Here is an 18,062-nt window from a genome sequence, read left to right as displayed (position 1 = left end):
CCGTGGGACGCGCGGCTGGTTGCCACGGCCGCGCTGTGTGCCCCGGGACGGCGCCACCGGCCCGGGCTGTCGGAGGTGCCCCGACCGGGTGCCCGAAGGAGCTGCCCCATGAGTCACACCCCTGCGGACGACGGCCGCGAGCCGGTCGCCGACCACGCCGCCGACGCCCTGCGCTCCTGGGCCCAGGCCGAACGCACCCAGGCCGACGCACTCGCCCAGGTCCTCGAGGACATCGCCGCCAACGGCCTGCCCGACCCGGAGACCTGCGTGCCCTGGGAGGAACTGCGCGATCAGCACCTCGCCGAGCTCGCCGGCGGGCAGACTGAGCACCGTGCCGCCTAGCCACGCCCCGCGCCGGGCCCGGATCGTCTTCCACGACCCGGCCGTCCGCCAGATCGCCAAGCTCACCGGGGCCGAGACCCATCGCCTCGACCGCGCCCTCGTCGCAGTCTCCCTTCTCCCGGACATCGGCGAGCTGCGCCGCGACGTCCCGCTGCGGGACTACCGGGACGAGGTGGAGGGCGTGCGCATCATCTACTTCGCCACGGCCCTTAAGACCACCGTGATCGCCGTATACATCGAGGCCTGAACCGCGGGCAGGGCGACTGCGCCGTCTCGCACGGCCACCGGCCGGGGTGGGCCCCCTCGCACCGCGCCGCATACCGTCCGGCACCGAACAGCGGCCCCTGAGCGTTCTCGATCATGTCTGCCAAGTGCCGGACCGCGGCCTGGACTTGCTGGTACTCATGAACGGGCCGGCCGCGTGGGCCAGCCGCAGACAGCAGGGGGTAGAAGCAGGTGGGTGCACCGGTCGAGACGCCGTCCAGACGGCGACGTCGAGCACGTCTGATCGCGACGGCCACCGAGCTGACGGGGGAGTGCGCGCAGACGGACCCTGCCGCGCCGTACGGGCCGGCTCGGGCTGGGATCAGCGCATGATCGCGAGGCCTACCCACGTCTACGTGGTGACGCACAGCGCCACTCAGACCGTGTTCTATGTGGTGAGGGCATCGTTGATTGATGCATGGGACGGGGTACGTGGAGTTGGATTGTGCCGGACGGGTTGTGGGAGATCGCGAAGCCGCTGATCCCGCCGGACCGGGTGCGGCCGCAGGGCGGTGGGACGCAGAACACGCCTGACGAGACGCTGTTCGCGGCGATCGTTTACGTGCTGGTCAGCGGGTGTGCATGGCGTGCGCTGCCGCCCTGCTTCGGCATCTCCAAGTCCACCGCCCACCGCCGCTTCCTCATCCGGTCGAAGGCCGGGGTGTGGGGCCGGCTGCACGAGGCGGTCCTGCGGCGCCTCGACGACGTCGGCCTGCTCGACGTCTCCCGCATCGTCCTCGACTCCGCCCACGTGCGGGCCGAAAAAGGTGCCCCTATGGTTTTCGTCAAGCGATAAGGGCTGCTGGGGGTTCGTAGAAGGTGCCGTCCCGGAGCATGGCGAAGAGCACGTCGATGCGCCGTCGGGCGAGGCAGACGAGGGCGGCGACGTGGTGTTTGCCCTGTCGTCGTTTCTTGTCGTAGTAGGCGCGTGATTCGGGCTGGGACAGCGAGGCGAACGCGGCGAGGTAGAAGGCCCGTTTGAGCTGCTTGTTACCGCGCCGGGAGGGATGCTCGCCGCGTATGGAGGAGCCGGAGCTCCTGGTCACCGGTGCCAGTCCGGCATAGGCGGCCAGATGGCCGGCGGTGGGGAAGCTGCTGGCGTCGCCGACGTCGATGAGGATGCGGGCTCCGGTCCTGACCCCGATGCCGGGCATGGAGGTCAGGACCTGGGAAAGAGGGTGGGCCTCCAGCAGTTCCTCGATGCGGGCGGCGAGGAGTTTGCGTTGGTCGAGCACGGAGCTGAGCGAGCTGGCCAGGCTGGGGATGATCAGCGAGGCGGCGTCGGTGCCGGGCACGACGACGCTCTGCTCGTCGAGGGCTTCGAAGATGTCCTCGACCAGACGCTCGGCCAGCCGTGGGGCCTTGGGCCGCAGCAGGGTCACCAGTCGGCGCCGCCCAGCCTTCCTCAACTGGACCGGGGAGCCGTGGAGTTCGAGCAGCGTCAGGATGGCGGGGTGGTCCAGTCTTGGGCCCAGGACCCGCTCCAGCGAGGGGTGGATCTGGGTGAGCAGGCCGCGCAGGCGGTTCTTGATCCTGGTGGATTCGGTGGCCAGATCGTCGTCGAAGCCGACGATCATCTCCAGCTCGGCAACCGTCTCGTCGGACGGCGCCACGTCGCGCAGGGTGTGCGGCATCGTCCGCGCGGCGTCCGCGATGATCACCGGGTCCCGAGCATCGGTCTTGGCCTCGCCGGCGTAGAGGTCGGCGATCCTTCGCATCGTCAGGCCAGGCAGGTAGGCAACTCGGCAGCCCGTCTCGCGGGCCACCGCAAGCGGCAGGGCACCGATCGAGGCAGGCTGGTCGACCACCACCAGCACGGTGCCGTGCTTGGCCTGGAGCTTGCTCAACACCTCGCGCAGTCTCGGCTCGGTGTTGGGCAGCCGCTTGTCGAGGACCCGTTTGCCGACCGGGGTCAGAGCGGTGGCGTGGTGTTCGCCCTTGCCCACGTCCAGGCCCAGGTAGACGTCGATGTCACCCCTGTCGATCACGCGCTCTCTCCACCGTGGTCGTGTCCTTCCCGGCCTCACCTGCGACACCAGCGTGCCGGCATCCACGTTACGAAGAGCCTGCCTCACCCGGGGCGGGATCGGGCGCTCGTGCCCCTAATCAGCGGTCTGCCAATGCCTCCCGGGCCCGGTGACAGCACCTTTTCGATCATGATCGACTGGGGCAGCAAGTCATGCGGGCCCGGAGACCGGGAACCCCATTGCGGGGCCGCGAAAACGGTAACGGGCGGACTCACAGGTCCGAGCCCCGTGGACCGGGGCAAGCCGGGTTCCAAAATGCACATCCTGTCGGACGCGGGCGGACTGCCCCTGGTCGTCGACGTCACCGCCGCGAACACCCACGACAGCAAGGCCCTGAAACCCGTCGTGGAGGCCCATCTGGCGAGACGGGCCCGGGACCCGGACCGCTGGCGCAAGCCCGGACGCCTGCACGCGGACAAGGCGTTCGGCGTGCCCCATCTGCGAAAGTGGCTGCGCGGCAAGCGGATCGGCGTCCGGATCGCCCGCAAGGGCATCGAGTCGAGCGAACGCCTCGGTCGCCGCCGGTGGGTCATCGAGCGGACCATCTCCTGGATGACCGGCTACCGCCGACTCAGCCCCCGCTACGAACGCGATCCCGACAACTACCTGGCACTCCTCCGGCTCGCCGCAGCCCTGTGCTGCTACAAACGCCTGATCCGACTCACCACGTAGGACACGGTCTTATGCCGCCCGCCTGCTGTCGGCAGTTGCTCCGCGGTTCGGTGGCTGGCCGGGGTGCCGAGGCGTTGATCGGCCCGTCGCCGTCTTCCCTCGCGTTGTCTTTTCCCTGCGTTCGCGCTGGCGTCGTGCCAGTCCTGCGCGGGGTGCGGGCCGAGGCCGAGGAGGGGCGGGATTCACTCGGCTGGGTTCGTCATGCTGTGCCTCCTGTAGAGCTCTTTCAAGAGGGTCCGGTGCGTGCTGTCCCAGCGGTCGAAGGCACGCATGAGGGCATCGAGGGACTGCGGGTTGGGGTGCCGCTCCCTCGCGCTGGACAGGAAGCTGCCCATGACCCGTGAACGGTCGACGTACTCCACGAGCGTGACGAACGCAGTCCGGGCGCTGGGATCGCTCAGGAGCGGCAGGGCGTCGGGGCGTAGATCGGCCACCGGGATCGGCAGCAACGCCGTCGCGACGTCGCCGAGCGACTTCAGCCACTCCTCGTCGGGTGCCGCGTCGTGGAGCACCTTTCGGATCGCCGGCCGAAGCTCGGGATTGTCCCCACGCAGGGCCGATAGGGCGCCGGGCAGGATCGGGGCATCGGGAGCTCCTGCCTCGAAACTCCGCCTCGCGACACGCCCGGCGAGGCCGCCGAGGATGTCGTGCGAGCGTACGGCGTTGCGACCGCCGATGCCTGACCCGTGCGCCCGATCGGCGAGCTCCTCGAGCTCCCACGCCACGTCGTTGAAACCGCGATTGAACGTGAGGAGTCCGAAGGCCCTCATGACCTCGGGGTCCGGGACGAGCAGGCCGGCGACGTCCGGGAAGAGCGGAATGCTCCCGCGCCAGGGCAGCCTTGCGCCGGTCAGGAGGTGCACGGCGTACTGCCGCAACTGGTCGACCGGAAACCCCGTGGAGGGCGGGGCCTTCAGGTCAGGTCGGGACGGACGCTTCACCCCCGACGGCGCGCGGCCGGTCGCCACCCGTCCGAGGGCGGTCAGGAAGGTCCTGGTCATCTCGGAGGCCTGATCGGCGTCCCCGGGGGACACGGGGTGGAGCAACCGCTGCCGTGCCGGTCCGTCGTCCGACACGATGAGGTTCACGAACTCGTGGCGACCGGACGGGCGGAGGTCCAACGCACGGGCCTGCTCCGCGAAGCCGTTCCAGCGGGCGCTGTTGCAGAACGCCTGCGCGATCCACCCCGGTTGTACCGCCGCCGACGGCCACGGCCGGTCGAGGAAGAGATCGACGGCCGCCTCTGGCTCGCCGAGTTCGACGAACGACGAACCGGCGACCTCGACGTGGTGCACCCAGAGGCCGTCGGGGAGCAGTGCGGCCTGTGCGGGTTCCAGCCGGTCGCCGCGCAGCAGTCGGAGCCGGGCTTCGACGGCTGGGGCCAGTTCGGACACGCTCTCGCCGAGCTCGCGTGCGAACCGGATGTGGTAGTCCCGCCGGGCCAGGGGCAGGCCCTGCGCGTCCCACTCGTCAACGGCCGGCGCCAGGTGCTCCGTTTCGAGCATCAGCCGGTGGTAGTAGGCCTCAATGTTCTCCGTCGTCGGCGGTTCCGTGACGTCGACGCCCTGCGGGTGGTACCAGGCAGCCGCGCGCTCATGGATGGCGCGGATCCGATCGTGTACGGCAGGGTCGCGGGACATGAGGGCGAGCATCGAGCGCCGCACCTCGGGCAGATGCTGCAGGCTGCCGTCGGCCGCCCGCCGCACCAGCCAGACCTCGTCGGCGAGCCGGTCGACGAGGCCGGTCGCCTCGGCGATCGTCATCCCGGTGAACCCGCACGGCTCGGCCAGGACCTCCATGACGATCTCCGGCGTGACGCGCCGCAGGACCAGGCCGGGGTGGGCGAGCATCCGCACCCGGTCGTCGCCGATGTGTTCGAGGAACCGGTCGTACAGCACCACGCGGCGCAGCTCTTCGTCCAGCCCCCGAGCCGTGGCACCAGCGGCGAGGAAACTCTCGCGCTCCTCCGGGCCGAGGCCGCCGGCGAACCGCGCTGCGACGTGCAGCGTGAGCGGGTTGCCGCCGACCTGGGCGGCGAGCCGGGGCGCGACATCCCTCCCCACGCCGAGTCGGAGCAGGAGCTCTGTGGCAGGACCGGGATCCAGGTCGACGAGGTCGACACTCTCACCGGGGATGCGGGAGAACTTCGCCCGTCCCGACACGACGACGCGCAGACCGGAGATCCCCATGGACAGGTGGAGCTTGTCGAGCCACTCCGCCATGACGGTCTCGGGATCGTTCCACGTGGACCGCGGGCCGGCGAAGGGCCGTGCCCGCTGCCATTCCTCGAATGTGTCGAGGACGAGCAGCACCGGCGCGTGGCCCCGCCTCGAGTGCCTCAGCAGGTCGCCCACCATCCATTCGAGGGAGGAGGAGCTGCGGGTCGACCGCTCGACGTACTGGCCGGCGTCCAAGCCCAGCTCCCTGCGCTCAGACCGGGACCGCGTCTCCGCCGCCCTCGCCTCAGCCAGACCAGCGGCGAGTTCAGGCCAGGCGACCTCCAGTTGACGGGTGACGTCGAAGCTCAGCTCGACCTCGGCGTCCGGGCGGAACGCGACCCGGTCGAGGTCGATCACGACCACTGCGGGCGCGTGTCCTCCCAGCGCGTGCGCTCCCGTCAGCAACGACTCGAGCCGGGGCCTCAGGATCTCGCCGAGGAGCGTCGACTTCCCGGTGCCCCCGATGCCGGTCAGGGTCAGAACAGGCACGCCTCGGCCGAGTTCCGGTGCCGGAGCTTCGACGAATGCCTCCAGCAGGTCGCGCTCGCGGTCCCGCCCGACGACTCCGTGCGCCAGCAGGCCCGCGTAGCTCTTGAGGACCGACTCGACATGGACCGCCGCGGAGGTGCGCGCGAGGATCGGGCCGACGTCTTTGACGTCAGCCGCCCATAGGAGCGCCTGCGCCACGTCGGCGGTCGAGGCCCCACCGACGACGTGCCCTGGGAGGCGGGTGGCGCCCGGGTCAGCACGGAACCCCTCGGCGAGCAGCCGCCGCAGCACGCGACCGGCCGGATCCGTCTCCACGTGTTCGGCCCGCCGCAGCGCGCCGGCGAGCCCGGTCTCGGTGGACGCCAGCTGCTCCAGCGTGCTGGACCGGTGCGTGGAGCGCATCGTCCACGTCATCCGCCCGTCGACGACGGCACGGTCGAACTCGGCCGCGATCCCGCCGAGCACCTCCGCACGACGGTCCGCACCGGCCTGCGGCCCGACGAGGTCCGCGGGTCGCACGGCGCCGCTCACGGCCGCGATCTCGCGGATCATTTCGATGTCCGGCGGCTCACCCTCCGGCCGTCCGACGTGCGGGTCCGACTCCCAGGCGAGTCTTCGGGCGAATGCCGCGACCTCTGAGGCTGGGCGCGCCGCCCACGCCTCGCGGAGCGTCTGCAGGTGAGGATCGACCGGAAGCCGTTCCGGATGTCCCATGTCGCCTGCCGGTGGTCCGTTCATGATGCACTGCCGCGTTCTTTCACCATGGCGTCGATCAGGGGACCGACCATGCGGGCCACCTTGGAGCGCGCGCGTTCCGCGATCGGGTAGGGGCACGCGACGCTCAGCGACTGTCCGGCGGCGGCCAGGGCGTTCTGCACCATCGACACCAGAGCTGCGATGACCTCCGGTGATGCGCCTGGCGGTTGGAGGGTGCGCGCGATGTCCTCCTCCGACGGAGGTCCGAGGTAGTCGATGCTCTCCTCGAACACGCTCGGGAGGGTCTCCTGCCACCCGGCCAGCACGAGGCGGACACCGGGCGACTGCCGCAGTGCGAGGACGAGCTGGCGCACGAGGTCCACGACTGCAGCCGACGGGCGTGCGACCGTGCTGTCGAAGCCTTCGAGGACGAGCCACGCCCCGTCCGCCCTCGCGATCTCCACGAGGGTTTCGGACAGGGCGGGTGCGGTGCGGCTGCGCACCTCGCGTTGGCGGGTGGTGAGCCCGGTCGTCGGAGGCGCATCGGTCGCCGAACTCGTGCCGGCCGTGGTGGCGAAGGCGCCCGCCACCTTGTCGGCGAAGCTCGCGGCGTCGTCGCTCTGGCAGTTCGCGACGTCGATCGCCGCGTACGCCCCGCCGAAACGTGTGACGACGGCATGGACGAGGTGCTTCGTGAACCGGAGACCGAGTCCCGGCTCCCCGACGACCGCGATGAGGCGTTCCGGCGGAGTGGCACCGGGAGACCGGCTCCGCCAGATCCGCTCCATCGTCTCGAGCCGGCCGATGACGGCGCGGGTCACTGGGGCGCCCTGCCGGTTGAGTTTCTCGACCTGCGGCACGAGCGGCCCGGTCCCGCGGAGGTCCAGCCACGCCAGCTGTGATGACCAGGACGTCCTGGGGATGGCACGGTTGTAGGCCGCGCCGCCCTCGGCCTGCCCTTGTTGGGGTCCCGCCTGATGGAGACCGACGACGCGGAAGTCCACGTCGAAGACCGGTGCACCCGAAGATCCAGGGGACGTGTTCGCGGAGTGCAGGAGCCGTACGAGCGGATCCCCGAGGCGCTTGTCGACCGTCCCGACCGACCACAGCAGCGGGAGGACCCGGCCGACGCCGTCACCGGGGTGGTGCAGCACGTGGATCTGGAACGGGCGTCGAGGAATGGGCTCGCACGGGGGCATCGGGGGGCACGGGCGCGCCTCGGCCAGTCTCAGGATGGCGAGGTCCCAGGGCCCCTCCGCATCGATGCCGACGATGCTGTCGAAGACAAAGCCGCTGTCGGCGATCTCCTCGGCGGCAGGGGGGCTGTAGGACGCGAGCCACTCAGCGGCGAGCGGTGCCGTCGTCGGCGTCAGCCGTGTGGGCTGGGCCTCGCCGTCGAGCAGGTCCGTCATGTCCCCAAAAACCACGTGGATGCGGCTCGTCGAGCCGGCGCGTTGTGAGGCAGGCCCCGGGCCCGTCTCGTCGACGAGGTCGGACACCACGTGGGCGGCGGTCGCGACCAGGTTCGGGGTGATGAGGAGGCCGGTTCCGTGTCTCTCGTCGACGTCGATCCGGCACACGAGGTCGGAGGCGTTGAGGAGGCGCCGCGCAGCCACGCGGGCATCGACGGGCATGTAGGCAGACGAGACGAAGCGGTGCAGCGAGACGAGGCGATCGAACAGGTTCCGGCCGATGTCGACCGGCCCGTCGGTGATCAGGTCCGCCTTGGCCAGCGCGGCCTGGAAGGCGAGGAGCTTTCCCCGCCCCAGCGCGTTGGTGAACGCACTCGGCACGTAGTCGGCGGGATCCTCGTAGTCAACGTTGCGGATGCCTAGCTGGTCCAGGACGGCCCGGATGCGCGGGATATCGGGCTTGACGGACTCCGCCATCCTGCGGATGTCGGGGGCCCAGGACTCCGTCACGGGGATCACCAACCCGGTAGCACGGCGGCCAGTTGGGGTGTCGCCCCTTCCAGGCCGTGGGCCCAGTTCACCCGGTCGGGCACCCCGGCGAAGTGCAGCCCGAGCACCTTCCGTCCCTCGGCCTCCAGGTCGACGACGAGTGACCCGGAGCTGCCGCCGAGCGTGCTGGCGTCATGGCCGATGATCCAGCGCCGGGCGTCGTCGGCCATCTCGCCCCGACCCTCGGTGAGCACTCCGGGCGTGAGGCGCTTCACGCCCTTGACCCCGGCGAACAGCTCGGCGAAGACGTCCGGCGTCGTCGACCCCGCGTTGCCGGGAAAGCCGACAACGTAGACGATGCGCCCACGGGAGGCGAGCCCTCCGCGCGTTGCCGGGTCGTCACCCCTGGCCACCTGGACCGGGATGGGGAACTGCCGTTCCCCCGCGCGGTCGAGTTCGAGCACCGCCAGGTCGAGGCCGTCGAAGTTGACCCCTCGGATGGTGGGGTGATCGTGTTCGGGCGCCCCCGCAGGGCCCACCCCCAGCACACGGCTGATCGGGAAGGTGCGGTCCGGCGGCCCGCCGCCGATCTCCGCACCGAAGTCGACCGTGACACCGGGCTTGAGCGCCCCGGTGAACTCGTCGTCGGTGCGGGACGGGTTCGTGGAGATAGCCGTCAGGACGTGGTAGTTCGTCACGACGACGCCGTCGCCGATCGCCCACGCCGTGCCCTGGTAGCCGAGGAGCGCGTTGGGGTCGTTCACCCGGCCGACTGCCTGGCAGACGATACGGAGCTCGGCCTGGATCCGTGACAGGGACGCCGCCCAGTCCGCCGCTGCCGGCGCCGTGGTGTCGAAGAAGTCGTCCTCGACGAACAGCACCGGGCGGGACCCGTCGCTGTGGACGACAGCCTCCAGGCTCGCCATGTCCCGCAGGCCGAGCCGGGCGCCGGCGCCGCGGTCGACGACCTCGTGCAGCGCGTGCTCGGCGCCGCGCACAAGCTGCTCCATCGCCACCGGGTCTGCCCGCTCCCCGAGGCGCGCTTCGAGCCAGCCGATCTCGTCGGACAGTTGCGTGATCAGGCGCTCGGGGTCCGGAGGACCCGGCATGCCGCCCCCGCCGGCATGCTCGAGTCCTCCGTTCGACGATCCGCTGAGGAGCCGCTCGTAGGCGGCGCCGGCAGACATGGTGTCCCCGCCCGGCTCAGCCGACGCCCGCGGCCTGTGCGGTGGCCAGCGCCTCGACCCGGCTGCGGTACGCCTCGACCAGGCTGCCGTCGCCCGTACCGGGAAGCCCCTCCGTACCGGCCTCGAACGATCGCAGGACCGCGTCGGCCCGAGCCTGGCGATCCGCCAGCTCGTCCGCGGTGTGCGGGTACAGCAGGTTGAGCCCGCGCTTGTCGCCGTCCGACAGATCCTGCCCGTTACCGGTCGGCGCACAACTGCTGGGGGCGGACTTGTAGAAGAACTCCGGGAACCGATACAGCATCACGGATCGCGCGTCGAAGGGCCCGGCGACGACCTCAGGATCCTCCACGGTGCGGAGGTTGTGATCCACCTTCGCACGCGACCACCGGTTCGGCTCACCCGCGAGGTACGTGTAGATGCCGGGGCGCCGACCCTGGGCGTCCGGCACGAAGACGCCCCTCTCGTCCTGCGTGAGGTGGTAACCGGCATCGTCGTCCCAACGGAACTGGCTCTCGCAGGTGCCGCGCATGTTCTGGTGGGAGTGGTGGAATCCCAGTGCATGCAGGAACTCGTGACGCACGGTGCCCTCCCACTGGGCGGGCCTGTTCACCGCGTACTGCCCGAGGTTCAGGCTGCGCTGGCCGGGATTGCCCCCGACAGGGCCGCCTTCCGCAGCGATGGTGCGGTCCGTGCTGTCGGTGCCGACCAGGGAGAAATAGCCCTTCTGGTCGAAGCTGACCCGGATCTCGGCGGCGAAGGCAGTGTCGGCAGTGGTCCATCGCCGGAACGTTCCTGCCGCCTCGTCGTAGCCGAAGTCGAGTTTCAGGTTGCAGGCGTCGGTGATCTGGGCCGTCGCTCCCACGATGTCCGCGTGCAGCTGGTCGTCCCCGTCGAGGAATGCGACCCGCACCGTCGAACCGGGGGTCCACCTCGCGATATCGCTGATCAGGAACTCCAGGCCGCCGGCGGCCGATGCGCGCCTCCAGCGATCCCGCACTTCGATCGCCGCGACGACGTCATCCGGGAGGGATTCGAGTTCCATGACGCGTCCTTTCGCATCGTATTCGAAAGATTCCCCCCCGGCCGCTCCGATGGCGGATGGGCAGCCCGGCTCGACGCGTGAGCGTGCCGACATGATGGGCTCCCTGCCCAGTATGGTCCAAATGGGGGTATTGTGCGACTTTGTCGTCACTCTGAGTAGTTAGGTATCCGTCGACGCCCCACATGCGTGGGACGAGGCATCCGGCTGTGTCGCGGTCCGTATCGTCGAATGCGCGGGCGGCGTCGTCCGCGTTCTGGAGACGAGGGTCTCCGCGAAGTCGAGGGACCCACACGCCACTCTCATCACCGCCCCGGAATGCCCGGGCCGGTCGTGGGCGGCCTTCTCGCCCGCACCTGTGTACCGCCCGGCGCCCGTTTCGACGGCACCGCCTTGCATGCCGGCTGACCCCGCATTGGGCTTGTCTGCCGCCGGGGCCTGCCGCCTGCCCATGCCGGGTGTTCCTGCGTTGGTCCTGTTCTGCGCCGGTTCCGCGTTTGGTGTTCGGTGTCGGCCGGGGCGGCTTCGGTTGGGGGGTCTTGTTTGGCGGCGGGGTGTGGTTACGGTCCCCGCCGCTCCCCTTGTTCGGTACCGCCCCTACTGCGGGGCCTGTCGTGCCGTGCCTGTGCTCGTGTCGTCTTGTCCGGGCCTGGGGGCGTTCCCGTACACACCGCCCACTGTTGTGAGGACATCCATGCCCATCACCGTCCTGTCCCTGCCTTTGCCTGCTTCTGTCCGTGTCCGGCGCGCCCGCGCTGGTGATGCGGATGTGGTGGCTGATCTGGTTTCGCTGGTGGATCTGAACCGGCCCGCCGGTGACGTGTCGGTCGTGCTCGACAAGCTCCGTGCCCTGGTCGCCCACCGGTTTCCCGCCGGCCCGCTGTCGCACGCTTCAACCACATCCTGATCGCCGAGGACAACGGCCGGCCCGTGGGCGTGGCCCGGTGCGGCCCCACCGGCTGGATGGTCACCGGCACCGAGATCCCCGACCTCCTGCGCAGGCCCATCCTGCGGCGCATCAACTACGTCGGCGAACTCGCCGTCGCCCCTGATCACCGCAACCGGGGCATCGCCCGCGCCCTGCTCCACCAGACCGAACACGACATGTGCCAGGCCGGGTACGGCGCGCTCGTCCTGGGCCACGACCGCCACCTCACCCGCTTCTACCAGCGCCTGGGCTACACCAGCGCCCGCAGGCTCGCCCTCGACCTGGCCCCGTGGGGACACCACGTCCGCAGTAACCGGCGCTGGTGGCACACCGTCAAGCCCCTGGCCCCCGAGGTGTCGCTGCGCACCGTCTACGGCAGCCCCGTCCTGACCGGCCTGCTGCCCGGCTGACCCGCCGTGCCCGGGCCGCCGCCTCGCGCCCCGCTCCCCCCTCCCGTCCGGAGGAGGCACGGGGCGGCACCCTCTGCCCGCCCCTGGTCCGCCTGGTGGCCGCCGCCGGCCCCGGACCCGTACCCGCTGCACCCCTGCCGCCCGTCCTGGGCCGCCCGCTGCCACGGCCTTACCTCGCGTAGGCGGTCTTGCCAGCGAAGCCCCGGCTGCGATCCCAGAACGCATTCAGCTCGCTCTGGTAGTAGAGCGCGTGCAGTCCGAAGAAGAAGCTCAGCAGCAGCCCCAGCCACGGATTGCATGTGGGGGTGAGATCGGTGTCGCGCTGCATGGTTGCGATGCGCTGGCCGGTGTTGTAAATCGAGACGAACGGCGGGACGATGATGATCCAGCCGAACAGGATCGCGATCACCGACATCGTCGGATTGACGTCGATCTGATCGTCGAAGTCGCCCACCTCGCGGTTGATCTTGTACCACCAGACGAAGTGGTAGACCCCCAGCGTCAGCAAGGGCCAGACGAGCCAGACGAGGAAGATGTTCCGGTTCTTTCCGATCTGCCTGGCCATGGTGGACCTCCCGGTATCGGACCGCCCCCGGTTCTTCCAAGTATGTGTGCCAGGTTCCGATTCGTCAGTCCGGGCTGCCGGTTGGGCGCCGGTGCCGTAGGCCGCTCCGGCGAGGCATCACCTCTCACCTTCATGAGCAAGGCCCCGCCGTCTTGCGAGCTGGATTCCGGTCGCCCCGGCTGGAGCTGGCCCAAGCTGTGCCCCTGACCCGCCGTGCCCCGCACCCGCGCCCGGGCCGGGGGTGCGCCCGTAAGGCTGAACGCTACCTGCTGCGGAAATGGCGACTCGTCAGGCCCCAGGTCCTGATCAGTAGCCTGGCAGTGCCATCGGTCGCGGACAGGGGTGACGAGTGCTGGGTGTTGTCTTCGTGCACGGATTCAACTCGTCGCCGGACATGTGGGACGGGTTCACACGCCTCATGGCAGCTAACGGTGACCTGGCCGAGGTAAGAGCGCTGCCGTTCGAGTGTCCCGCGTCAGCCCCCTGCATGACCCGAGGTCTTCGCAACGAAGCCCTCACCAGGCGGTGTTGAGGGCGAGGACGGCCCTCGTCGGGGCGCGGACCCAAGGCGGACCGAGGGTGACGTGCCGGTGGCCGCACCAGCGTTCGGCTCGGCCCGTTCGCCGAGCGCGCGTACGCCCCGCGCAGGAGCGTGGCGCGGGTCCGGGTGTTGGGGGAGTTGCCGATGGGGACGCCGCGGGGCTCCTTGAACAGGTGGTGGGACACCGACCCCGCTTCGGCTCGCGGCGTGCGGATCCCGCGGCCGCGTTCCCACTCTTCAGTGGGAGCGGCCGCGGGAGGCAGGCGTCAGACGAGAGTGATCTGTGCCTGCGCCCGGGCGGCGGGACTGCCTGCGAGTACCGCGAACACGTCGACCGGTCCTGCCTGCCATGTGGCGGCGACCGGGCCCGTCGGTTCGGCGGTCAGCTGGGCGGTCACCGTCTGCGGCACGCCGGTGCAGGTCACGTCCGTGGCCGCCCAGCCCCACACGGGGATCGCGGCCGAACCGTCCTGCCGCGCAGTGACGAAGACGGAGTGCTGCTCCCCGACGGTGCAGGTGACCGTGAGGTCGACATCGAGCTCGGTGGGGTCGACAGCGGAGATCTGCGCACCGGAGATCGAGAGCGAGGACGGGGTCGGAACCGGGGTCTCCGCCCAGCTGGGCGCCGCGACGAAGGCTTGGACAGCGATGACGGAGGCGACGCCGGCAGCGCGAAGAACAGAGCTGAATCGCATAATGCAATTTCTTTCTGGCTATGGGGTGTTGAGGGATGCCGATGGTCGGCGTCCGCTCTGCCAGGCTCGACCGGCACTCTGCATGTCGCAACTTTTAGTACACTGACGACTTCAGAGTGTGATGGCGCCGGGTGCCTTAACTGGGCAGTCCGCTCGGCGTTGATACCTGCGTGGACGTCTGGCAGCAGCTCCGTGGGGCGGGGGTTGTTGGCTGCCGTGTCGGTGGGGACGACGACCCGCGTGGTCTCGCGTGCGTGGCCGCGCCGCGCTCGGGGACGGTGGAGAGCGGCAGGAAGCTGCTGATCCCACACGCGGTGCACTTGATCGTCAGCCCTCGCTCCGCCCACCCGATCCCCACCAGCTGTTCCAGTCTGCCCGCCGCGTCCGCCGGCTTTCCGTGGCCGAGCGTGTCCGCGGTCTTGAAGACACGCTCGCTGCGGCTTCCCCATCGGGCGGCGAAGTCGGCGATCGTGCCCTGGCGTTCGCGGTCGGCGGCCTTGAGCGTGGTGGAGGAGTGGACGGTGGGCGCGAGCGCTTCGCCGACGACGAACAGGGTGTGCCGCATGCCGTGCATCCGGACCAGCGAGCGGTCCTGGTAGAGGGCGTGTTCGGTGGGGGCGACGGCCGGTTCGGCCAGTCGGGCGGCGACGGTGAGGAAGACGGTCGCGGGGGCGGTGGCGTGCGCGGCGACGACGGCGTCGACGGCCTGTTCGGCGGAGGCGGCCCGGTGCCCGGCGGTGAGCAGGTGGCGTACGCCGAGCCGGGCGCGGCGCTGCTCGTCGTCGATCCGCGGGCGGGTGGCGGCGGTCACGGAACTCGGGCTCCTCGGTCGGCGGGCGTGTCGGACGTCAGCCTTGCAGGTGCCGGGCCCGGAAGGCCGCGCGCGACGCGTCGGCAGGGCGGATGCGCCCGCCGCGGGGGAACTCTGTCACGGCGGCAGGTCGCTCGGAAAGAGGTCGGGAGCGCTCCCACCGAATCCGGTCCAAGTCCTTGACGCGAATCCGGGCCCGTGGCTTCATATCCCATGACCCCAGGCCGAGTTAGGGCTCCGGGGTCAAGCAAATGGGAGCGCTCCCACAACCCGCTCCCCGCCGGATCCGTCCCCCACCCGAAAGGATCCCCCCAAGTGTCGGCCCTTCTCGTCAGCCGTCTCAAGACGGCCGCGGCCGCCGTGGTGCTCAGTGCCACGGCCGTGCTGCCGATCGCCACGGCGCAGTCAGCCCATGCGGCCACCCGTGTCGACAACCCCTATGCGGGCGCCGGGGTCTACGTGAACCCCGACTGGTCCGCCCTCGCTGCCGCCGAGCCGGGCGGCAGCGCGATCTCCAACCAGCCCACGTACGTCTGGCTGGACCGGATCGCCGCGATCACCGGCACGACCGGCAAGCGGGGTCTGCGCAGCCACCTGGACGGGGCTCTCGCCCAGGCCCAGGCCTCCGGCAAGCCCACCGTGTTCCAGGTCGTGATCTACGACCTGCCGGGTCGCGACTGCGCCGCGCTGTCCTCCAACGGCGAGCTCGGCCCCACCGAGATCGACCGCTACAAGGCCGAGTTCATCGACCCGATCGCCGCGATCCTCGCCGACCCGAAGTACGCGAGCCTGCGGATCGCCACCACGATCGAGCTCGACTCGCTGCCGAACCTGGTCACCAATGCGGGCGGCACCGCCACCACCACCCCCGCCTGCGAGACGATGAAGGCCAACGGCAACTACGTGACCGGCGTGGGCTACGCGCTGGCCAAGCTGGGCGCCATCCCGAACGTCTACAACTACATCGACGCCGGCCACCACGGCTGGCTCGGCTGGGACTCCAACCTCGGCCCGGCGATCGACCAGCTCTACGCGGCCGCCAACGCCTCCGGCTCGACCGTGGCCAACGTGCAGGGCTTCGTGGTCAACACCGCCAACTACGGTGCGCTGAAGGAACCCTACTTCACCATCGACGACACGGTGAACGGCACCTCGGTCCGCCAGAGCAAGTGGGTGGACTGGAACCGCTACGTCGACGAGTCGAGCTACGCCAAGGCCTTCCGCGACAAGGCCGTGGCCAAGGGCTTCGACGCCAACATCGGTATGCTGATCGACACTTCGCGGAACGGCTGGGGCGGCGCCAACCGCCCGACCGGCCCGGGCCCGAAGACCACCGTCGACGGGTACGTGGACGGCGGCCGGATCGACCGCCGCTTCCAGACCGGCAACTGGTGCAACCAGGCCGGTGCGGGCCTCGGCGAGCGTCCCACCGCCGCCCCCGAGGCGGGCATCGACGCCTACGTCTGGGTGAAGCCCCCGGGCGAGTCGGACGGCAACAGCGCGCCCGTCTCCAACGACGAGGGCAAGGGCTGGGACCGGATGTGCGACCCGACGTACACCGGCAACCCGCGCAACAACAACAACATGTCGGGCGCCCTGCCGGGCGCCCCGCTGGCGGGCCAGTGGTTCTCCGCGCAGTTCCAGGAGCTGCTGAAGAACGCCTACCCGGCGCTGGGCAGCGGTACCCCCGACACCACCGCGCCGTCGGTGCCGACCGGCCTGGCCGGTACCGCGACGTCCAGCAGTGTCGCGCTGACCTGGACCGCCTCGACGGACAACGTCGGGGTGACCGGGTACGACGTGTACCGCAACGGCATCCTGGTCGGCTCCACCGCCGGCACCTCGTTCACCAACACCGGTCTGACCGCTTCGACCGCGTACAGCTACACGGTCCGGGCCAAGGACGCGGCGGGCAACGTCTCGGCGGCCTCCGCCGCGCTGGTGGTCACCACCTCCCCCAGCAGCGGCGGCGGCTCCGGCTGCAGCGCGACGTACAAGGTCAGCAATGACTGGGGCTCCGGCTTCACCGCGGACGTTACGGTCACCAACACCGGCACCACCGCCACCACCGGGTGGAAGGTGACCTGGACCTTCCCGGGCAACCAGCAGATCACCAACCTCTGGAACGGCGTCCAGACGCAGAGCGGCCAGTCCGTGAGCGTGGTCAACCAGGGCTACAACGGTGCCCTCGGAGCCGGCGGCTCGGCCGGCTTCGGCTTCCAGGCCGGCTACTCGGGTGCCAACGGCGTCCCGACGCTGACCTGCACCGCCAGCTGATCCACTGCACGCAGGCTGCCCGCGCCCGGGTCCCCGGGTGCGGGCAGCCGCACGTTCAACCGGAGAGCAGGAAAGCCGAGTTGACCAGGGCGACATGGGTGAAGACCTGCGGGATGTTGCCCAACTGCCGCCGCTCGACCGGGTCCCACTACTCGCTGAGCAGCCCGAGGTCGTTGCCGAGCGCGACCACCTGGGTGAACAGCTCGCGGGCCTCGTCCCGGCGGCCGAGCGCGGCGAGCGCGTCGGAGAGCCAGAACGAGCAGGCCAGGAAGGCGCCTTCGGGTCCGTCCAGGCCGTCGGTGCCCGCTGTGGTGTCGTAGCGGCGGACGAAGCCGCCGTGGTCCAGCCCGGTGCGCACCGCCTCGACGGTGCGGGCCACCCTCGGGTCGTCGGCGGGCAGGAAGCCGGTCTTGGCGATGAACAGGGTGGCGGCGTCCAGCTCGCGGCTGCCGTAGCTCTGCACGAAGACGCCCCGGCGGCGGTCGTAGCCGTGCTCGCAGACGTCCGCGTGGACCTGGTCGCGCATCGCCCGCCAGTGGTCCAGGGGGCGGGGAGGCCGGTGAGTTCGGCCATCTTCACGGCCCGGTCGGCGGCCACCCAGGACATCACCTTGGAGTGCACGAAGTGCCGGCGCACCCCGCGGACCTCCCACAGGCCCTCGTCGGGTTCGGACCAGTGCTTCTCCAGGAAGCCCATCAGGGTGCGCAGCAGGCTCCAGACCTGCCGTTCCATCGGATGCCGGCCAGCAGGGCGAGGTGCATGGTGTCCACCCCTCGCCCTAGACGTCGAGTTGGAGCTGGCGGACGGCGGCGTTGCCGAACCGGACCGGGGTGGACCCGAGGTAGCCGGGCAGCCAGTCGGCCTGGGTCTCGGGCAGTCCGCGCTCACCGGCGACGCCGTACACGGCCTAGATGGTTGATTCCAAGGTCAGTGGTCGTAGGCGGTGAGTGACCGCAGTGTTGGCTGGCCGGTCTTGTGGTTGTGCCAGATCGCTGCGGT

The 18,062-nt window shown here is 70.4% G+C and carries 13 protein-coding genes and 3 pseudogenes; 7 read left to right on the top strand and 9 right to left on the bottom strand.

From position 1 onward, the window contains the following. The first annotated feature begins 108 nt into the window (after positions 1-108). The 3 genes and pseudogenes from AB0M03_RS35520 to AB0M03_RS35510 form a co-directional block, all read left to right on the top strand. Positions 109-342 (top strand): hypothetical protein, encoded by a 234-nt coding sequence (locus tag AB0M03_RS35520; protein WP_363499681.1) that lies wholly within the window; start codon positions 109-111, stop codon positions 340-342. Continuing rightward, positions 332-589 (top strand): hypothetical protein, encoded by a 258-nt coding sequence (locus AB0M03_RS35515; protein WP_363499679.1) that lies wholly within the window; start codon positions 332-334, stop codon positions 587-589. Before AB0M03_RS35520 ends, AB0M03_RS35515 begins: the two co-directional genes overlap by 11 nt. Positions 590-1,024: 435 nt before the next feature. After that, positions 1,025-1,375: pseudogene (locus AB0M03_RS35510) on the top strand (transposase); the annotation flags it as partial. A gap of 16 nt (positions 1,376-1,391) precedes the next feature. Here AB0M03_RS35510 and AB0M03_RS35505 read toward each other — a convergent pair. Next, positions 1,392-2,594, bottom strand: a complete 1,203-nt coding sequence (locus AB0M03_RS35505) for an IS110 family transposase (RefSeq protein ID WP_363499677.1) — start codon at positions 2,592-2,594, stop codon at positions 1,392-1,394. Positions 2,595-2,846: 252 nt separating this feature from the next. Here AB0M03_RS35505 and AB0M03_RS35500 point away from each other — a divergent pair. Further along, a pseudogene (locus AB0M03_RS35500) lies at positions 2,847-3,305 on the top strand (IS5 family transposase); the annotation flags it as partial. 182 nt (positions 3,306-3,487) lie between these two features. Here AB0M03_RS35500 and AB0M03_RS35495 read toward each other — a convergent pair. The 4 genes from AB0M03_RS35495 to AB0M03_RS35480 all read right to left on the bottom strand — a co-directional run bounded on the left by AB0M03_RS35495 (position 3,488) and on the right by AB0M03_RS35480 (position 10,839). Next, the gene (locus tag AB0M03_RS35495; RefSeq protein ID WP_363499675.1) at positions 3,488-6,565 is read right to left on the bottom strand and encodes an ATP-binding protein; all 3,078 of its coding nucleotides are present in this window, start codon (positions 6,563-6,565) and stop codon (positions 3,488-3,490) included. A 182-nt stretch (positions 6,566-6,747) separates the two neighbouring features. Next, a complete protein-coding gene (locus AB0M03_RS35490; RefSeq protein ID WP_363499673.1) occupies positions 6,748-8,598 on the bottom strand; it encodes a trypsin-like peptidase domain-containing protein in 1,851 nt (616 codons plus the stop codon). A 38-nt stretch (positions 8,599-8,636) separates the two neighbouring features. Next, positions 8,637-9,719 carry a trypsin-like peptidase domain-containing protein gene (locus AB0M03_RS35485; protein ID WP_363499672.1) on the bottom strand — a complete coding sequence of 361 codons (1,083 nt, stop codon included), beginning with the start codon at positions 9,717-9,719 and terminating at the stop codon, positions 8,637-8,639. Positions 9,720-9,813: 94 nt separating this feature from the next. Then, complete coding sequence (locus tag AB0M03_RS35480; protein WP_363499670.1) at positions 9,814-10,839, bottom strand: hypothetical protein; 1,026 nt, start codon at positions 10,837-10,839, stop codon at positions 9,814-9,816. 691 nt (positions 10,840-11,530) lie between these two features. On the opposite strand from AB0M03_RS35480, the gene AB0M03_RS35475 reads away from it, so the two are divergent. Continuing rightward, positions 11,531-11,743, top strand: coding sequence for a hypothetical protein (locus tag AB0M03_RS35475; protein ID WP_363499668.1), 213 nt, complete (start codon positions 11,531-11,533; stop codon positions 11,741-11,743). Between the two features lie 23 nt (positions 11,744-11,766). Beyond that, positions 11,767-12,174 carry a GNAT family N-acetyltransferase gene (locus AB0M03_RS35470; RefSeq protein WP_363499666.1) on the top strand — a complete coding sequence of 136 codons (408 nt, stop codon included), beginning with the start codon at positions 11,767-11,769 and terminating at the stop codon, positions 12,172-12,174. A 169-nt stretch (positions 12,175-12,343) separates the two neighbouring features. Here AB0M03_RS35470 and AB0M03_RS35465 read toward each other — a convergent pair whose 3' ends face one another. The 3 genes from AB0M03_RS35465 to AB0M03_RS35455 all read right to left on the bottom strand — a co-directional run bounded on the left by AB0M03_RS35465 (position 12,344) and on the right by AB0M03_RS35455 (position 14,786). Then, positions 12,344-12,739 carry a DUF4234 domain-containing protein gene (locus AB0M03_RS35465; protein WP_363499664.1) on the bottom strand — a complete coding sequence of 132 codons (396 nt, stop codon included), beginning with the start codon at positions 12,737-12,739 and terminating at the stop codon, positions 12,344-12,346. Positions 12,740-13,546: 807 nt separating this feature from the next. Beyond that, the gene (locus AB0M03_RS35460) at positions 13,547-13,975 is read right to left on the bottom strand and encodes a hypothetical protein (RefSeq protein ID WP_363499662.1); all 429 of its coding nucleotides are present in this window, start codon (positions 13,973-13,975) and stop codon (positions 13,547-13,549) included. 136 nt (positions 13,976-14,111) lie between these two features. Beyond that, positions 14,112-14,786 (bottom strand): crosslink repair DNA glycosylase YcaQ family protein, encoded by a 675-nt coding sequence (locus AB0M03_RS35455; RefSeq protein WP_363499660.1) that lies wholly within the window; start codon positions 14,784-14,786, stop codon positions 14,112-14,114. A gap of 360 nt (positions 14,787-15,146) precedes the next feature. On the opposite strand from AB0M03_RS35455, the gene AB0M03_RS35450 reads away from it, so the two are divergent. After that, positions 15,147-17,063 (top strand): glycoside hydrolase family 6 protein, encoded by a 1,917-nt coding sequence (locus AB0M03_RS35450; protein ID WP_363499694.1) that lies wholly within the window; start codon positions 15,147-15,149, stop codon positions 17,061-17,063. A gap of 55 nt (positions 17,064-17,118) precedes the next feature. Here AB0M03_RS35450 and AB0M03_RS35445 read toward each other — a convergent pair. Further along, positions 17,119-17,967, bottom strand: a pseudogene (locus AB0M03_RS35445) (glycoside hydrolase family 15 protein); the annotation flags it as partial. Between the last annotated feature and the right edge of the window lie 95 nt (positions 17,968-18,062).

It is taken from the genome of Kitasatospora sp. NPDC051914 (assembly GCF_040680995.1).
Classification (GTDB): Bacteria; Actinomycetota; Actinomycetes; order Streptomycetales; family Streptomycetaceae; genus Kitasatospora.
This window is presented reverse-complemented; position numbering and strand designations above follow the sequence as displayed.

What these genes read in the sequence shown, in the direction of transcription:
- AB0M03_RS35520 (WP_363499681.1), top strand. Translation starts at nt 109, where the DNA reads ATGAGTCACACCCCTGCGGACGACGGCCGCGAGCCGGTCGCCGACCAC.
- AB0M03_RS35495 (WP_363499675.1), bottom strand. Translation starts at nt 6,565, where the DNA reads ATGATCCGCGAGATCGCGGCCGTGAGCGGCGCCGTGCGACCCGCGGAC.
- AB0M03_RS35490 (WP_363499673.1), bottom strand. Translation starts at nt 8,598, where the DNA reads ATGGCGGAGTCCGTCAAGCCCGATATCCCGCGCATCCGGGCCGTCCTG.
- AB0M03_RS35485 (WP_363499672.1), bottom strand. Translation starts at nt 9,719, where the DNA reads ATGCCGGGTCCTCCGGACCCCGAGCGCCTGATCACGCAACTGTCCGAC.
- AB0M03_RS35480 (WP_363499670.1), bottom strand. Translation starts at nt 10,839, where the DNA reads ATGGAACTCGAATCCCTCCCGGATGACGTCGTCGCGGCGATCGAAGTG.
- AB0M03_RS35475 (WP_363499668.1), top strand. Translation starts at nt 11,531, where the DNA reads ATGCCCATCACCGTCCTGTCCCTGCCTTTGCCTGCTTCTGTCCGTGTC.
- AB0M03_RS35465 (WP_363499664.1), bottom strand. Translation starts at nt 12,739, where the DNA reads ATGGCCAGGCAGATCGGAAAGAACCGGAACATCTTCCTCGTCTGGCTC.
- AB0M03_RS35460 (WP_363499662.1), bottom strand. Translation starts at nt 13,975, where the DNA reads ATGCGATTCAGCTCTGTTCTTCGCGCTGCCGGCGTCGCCTCCGTCATC.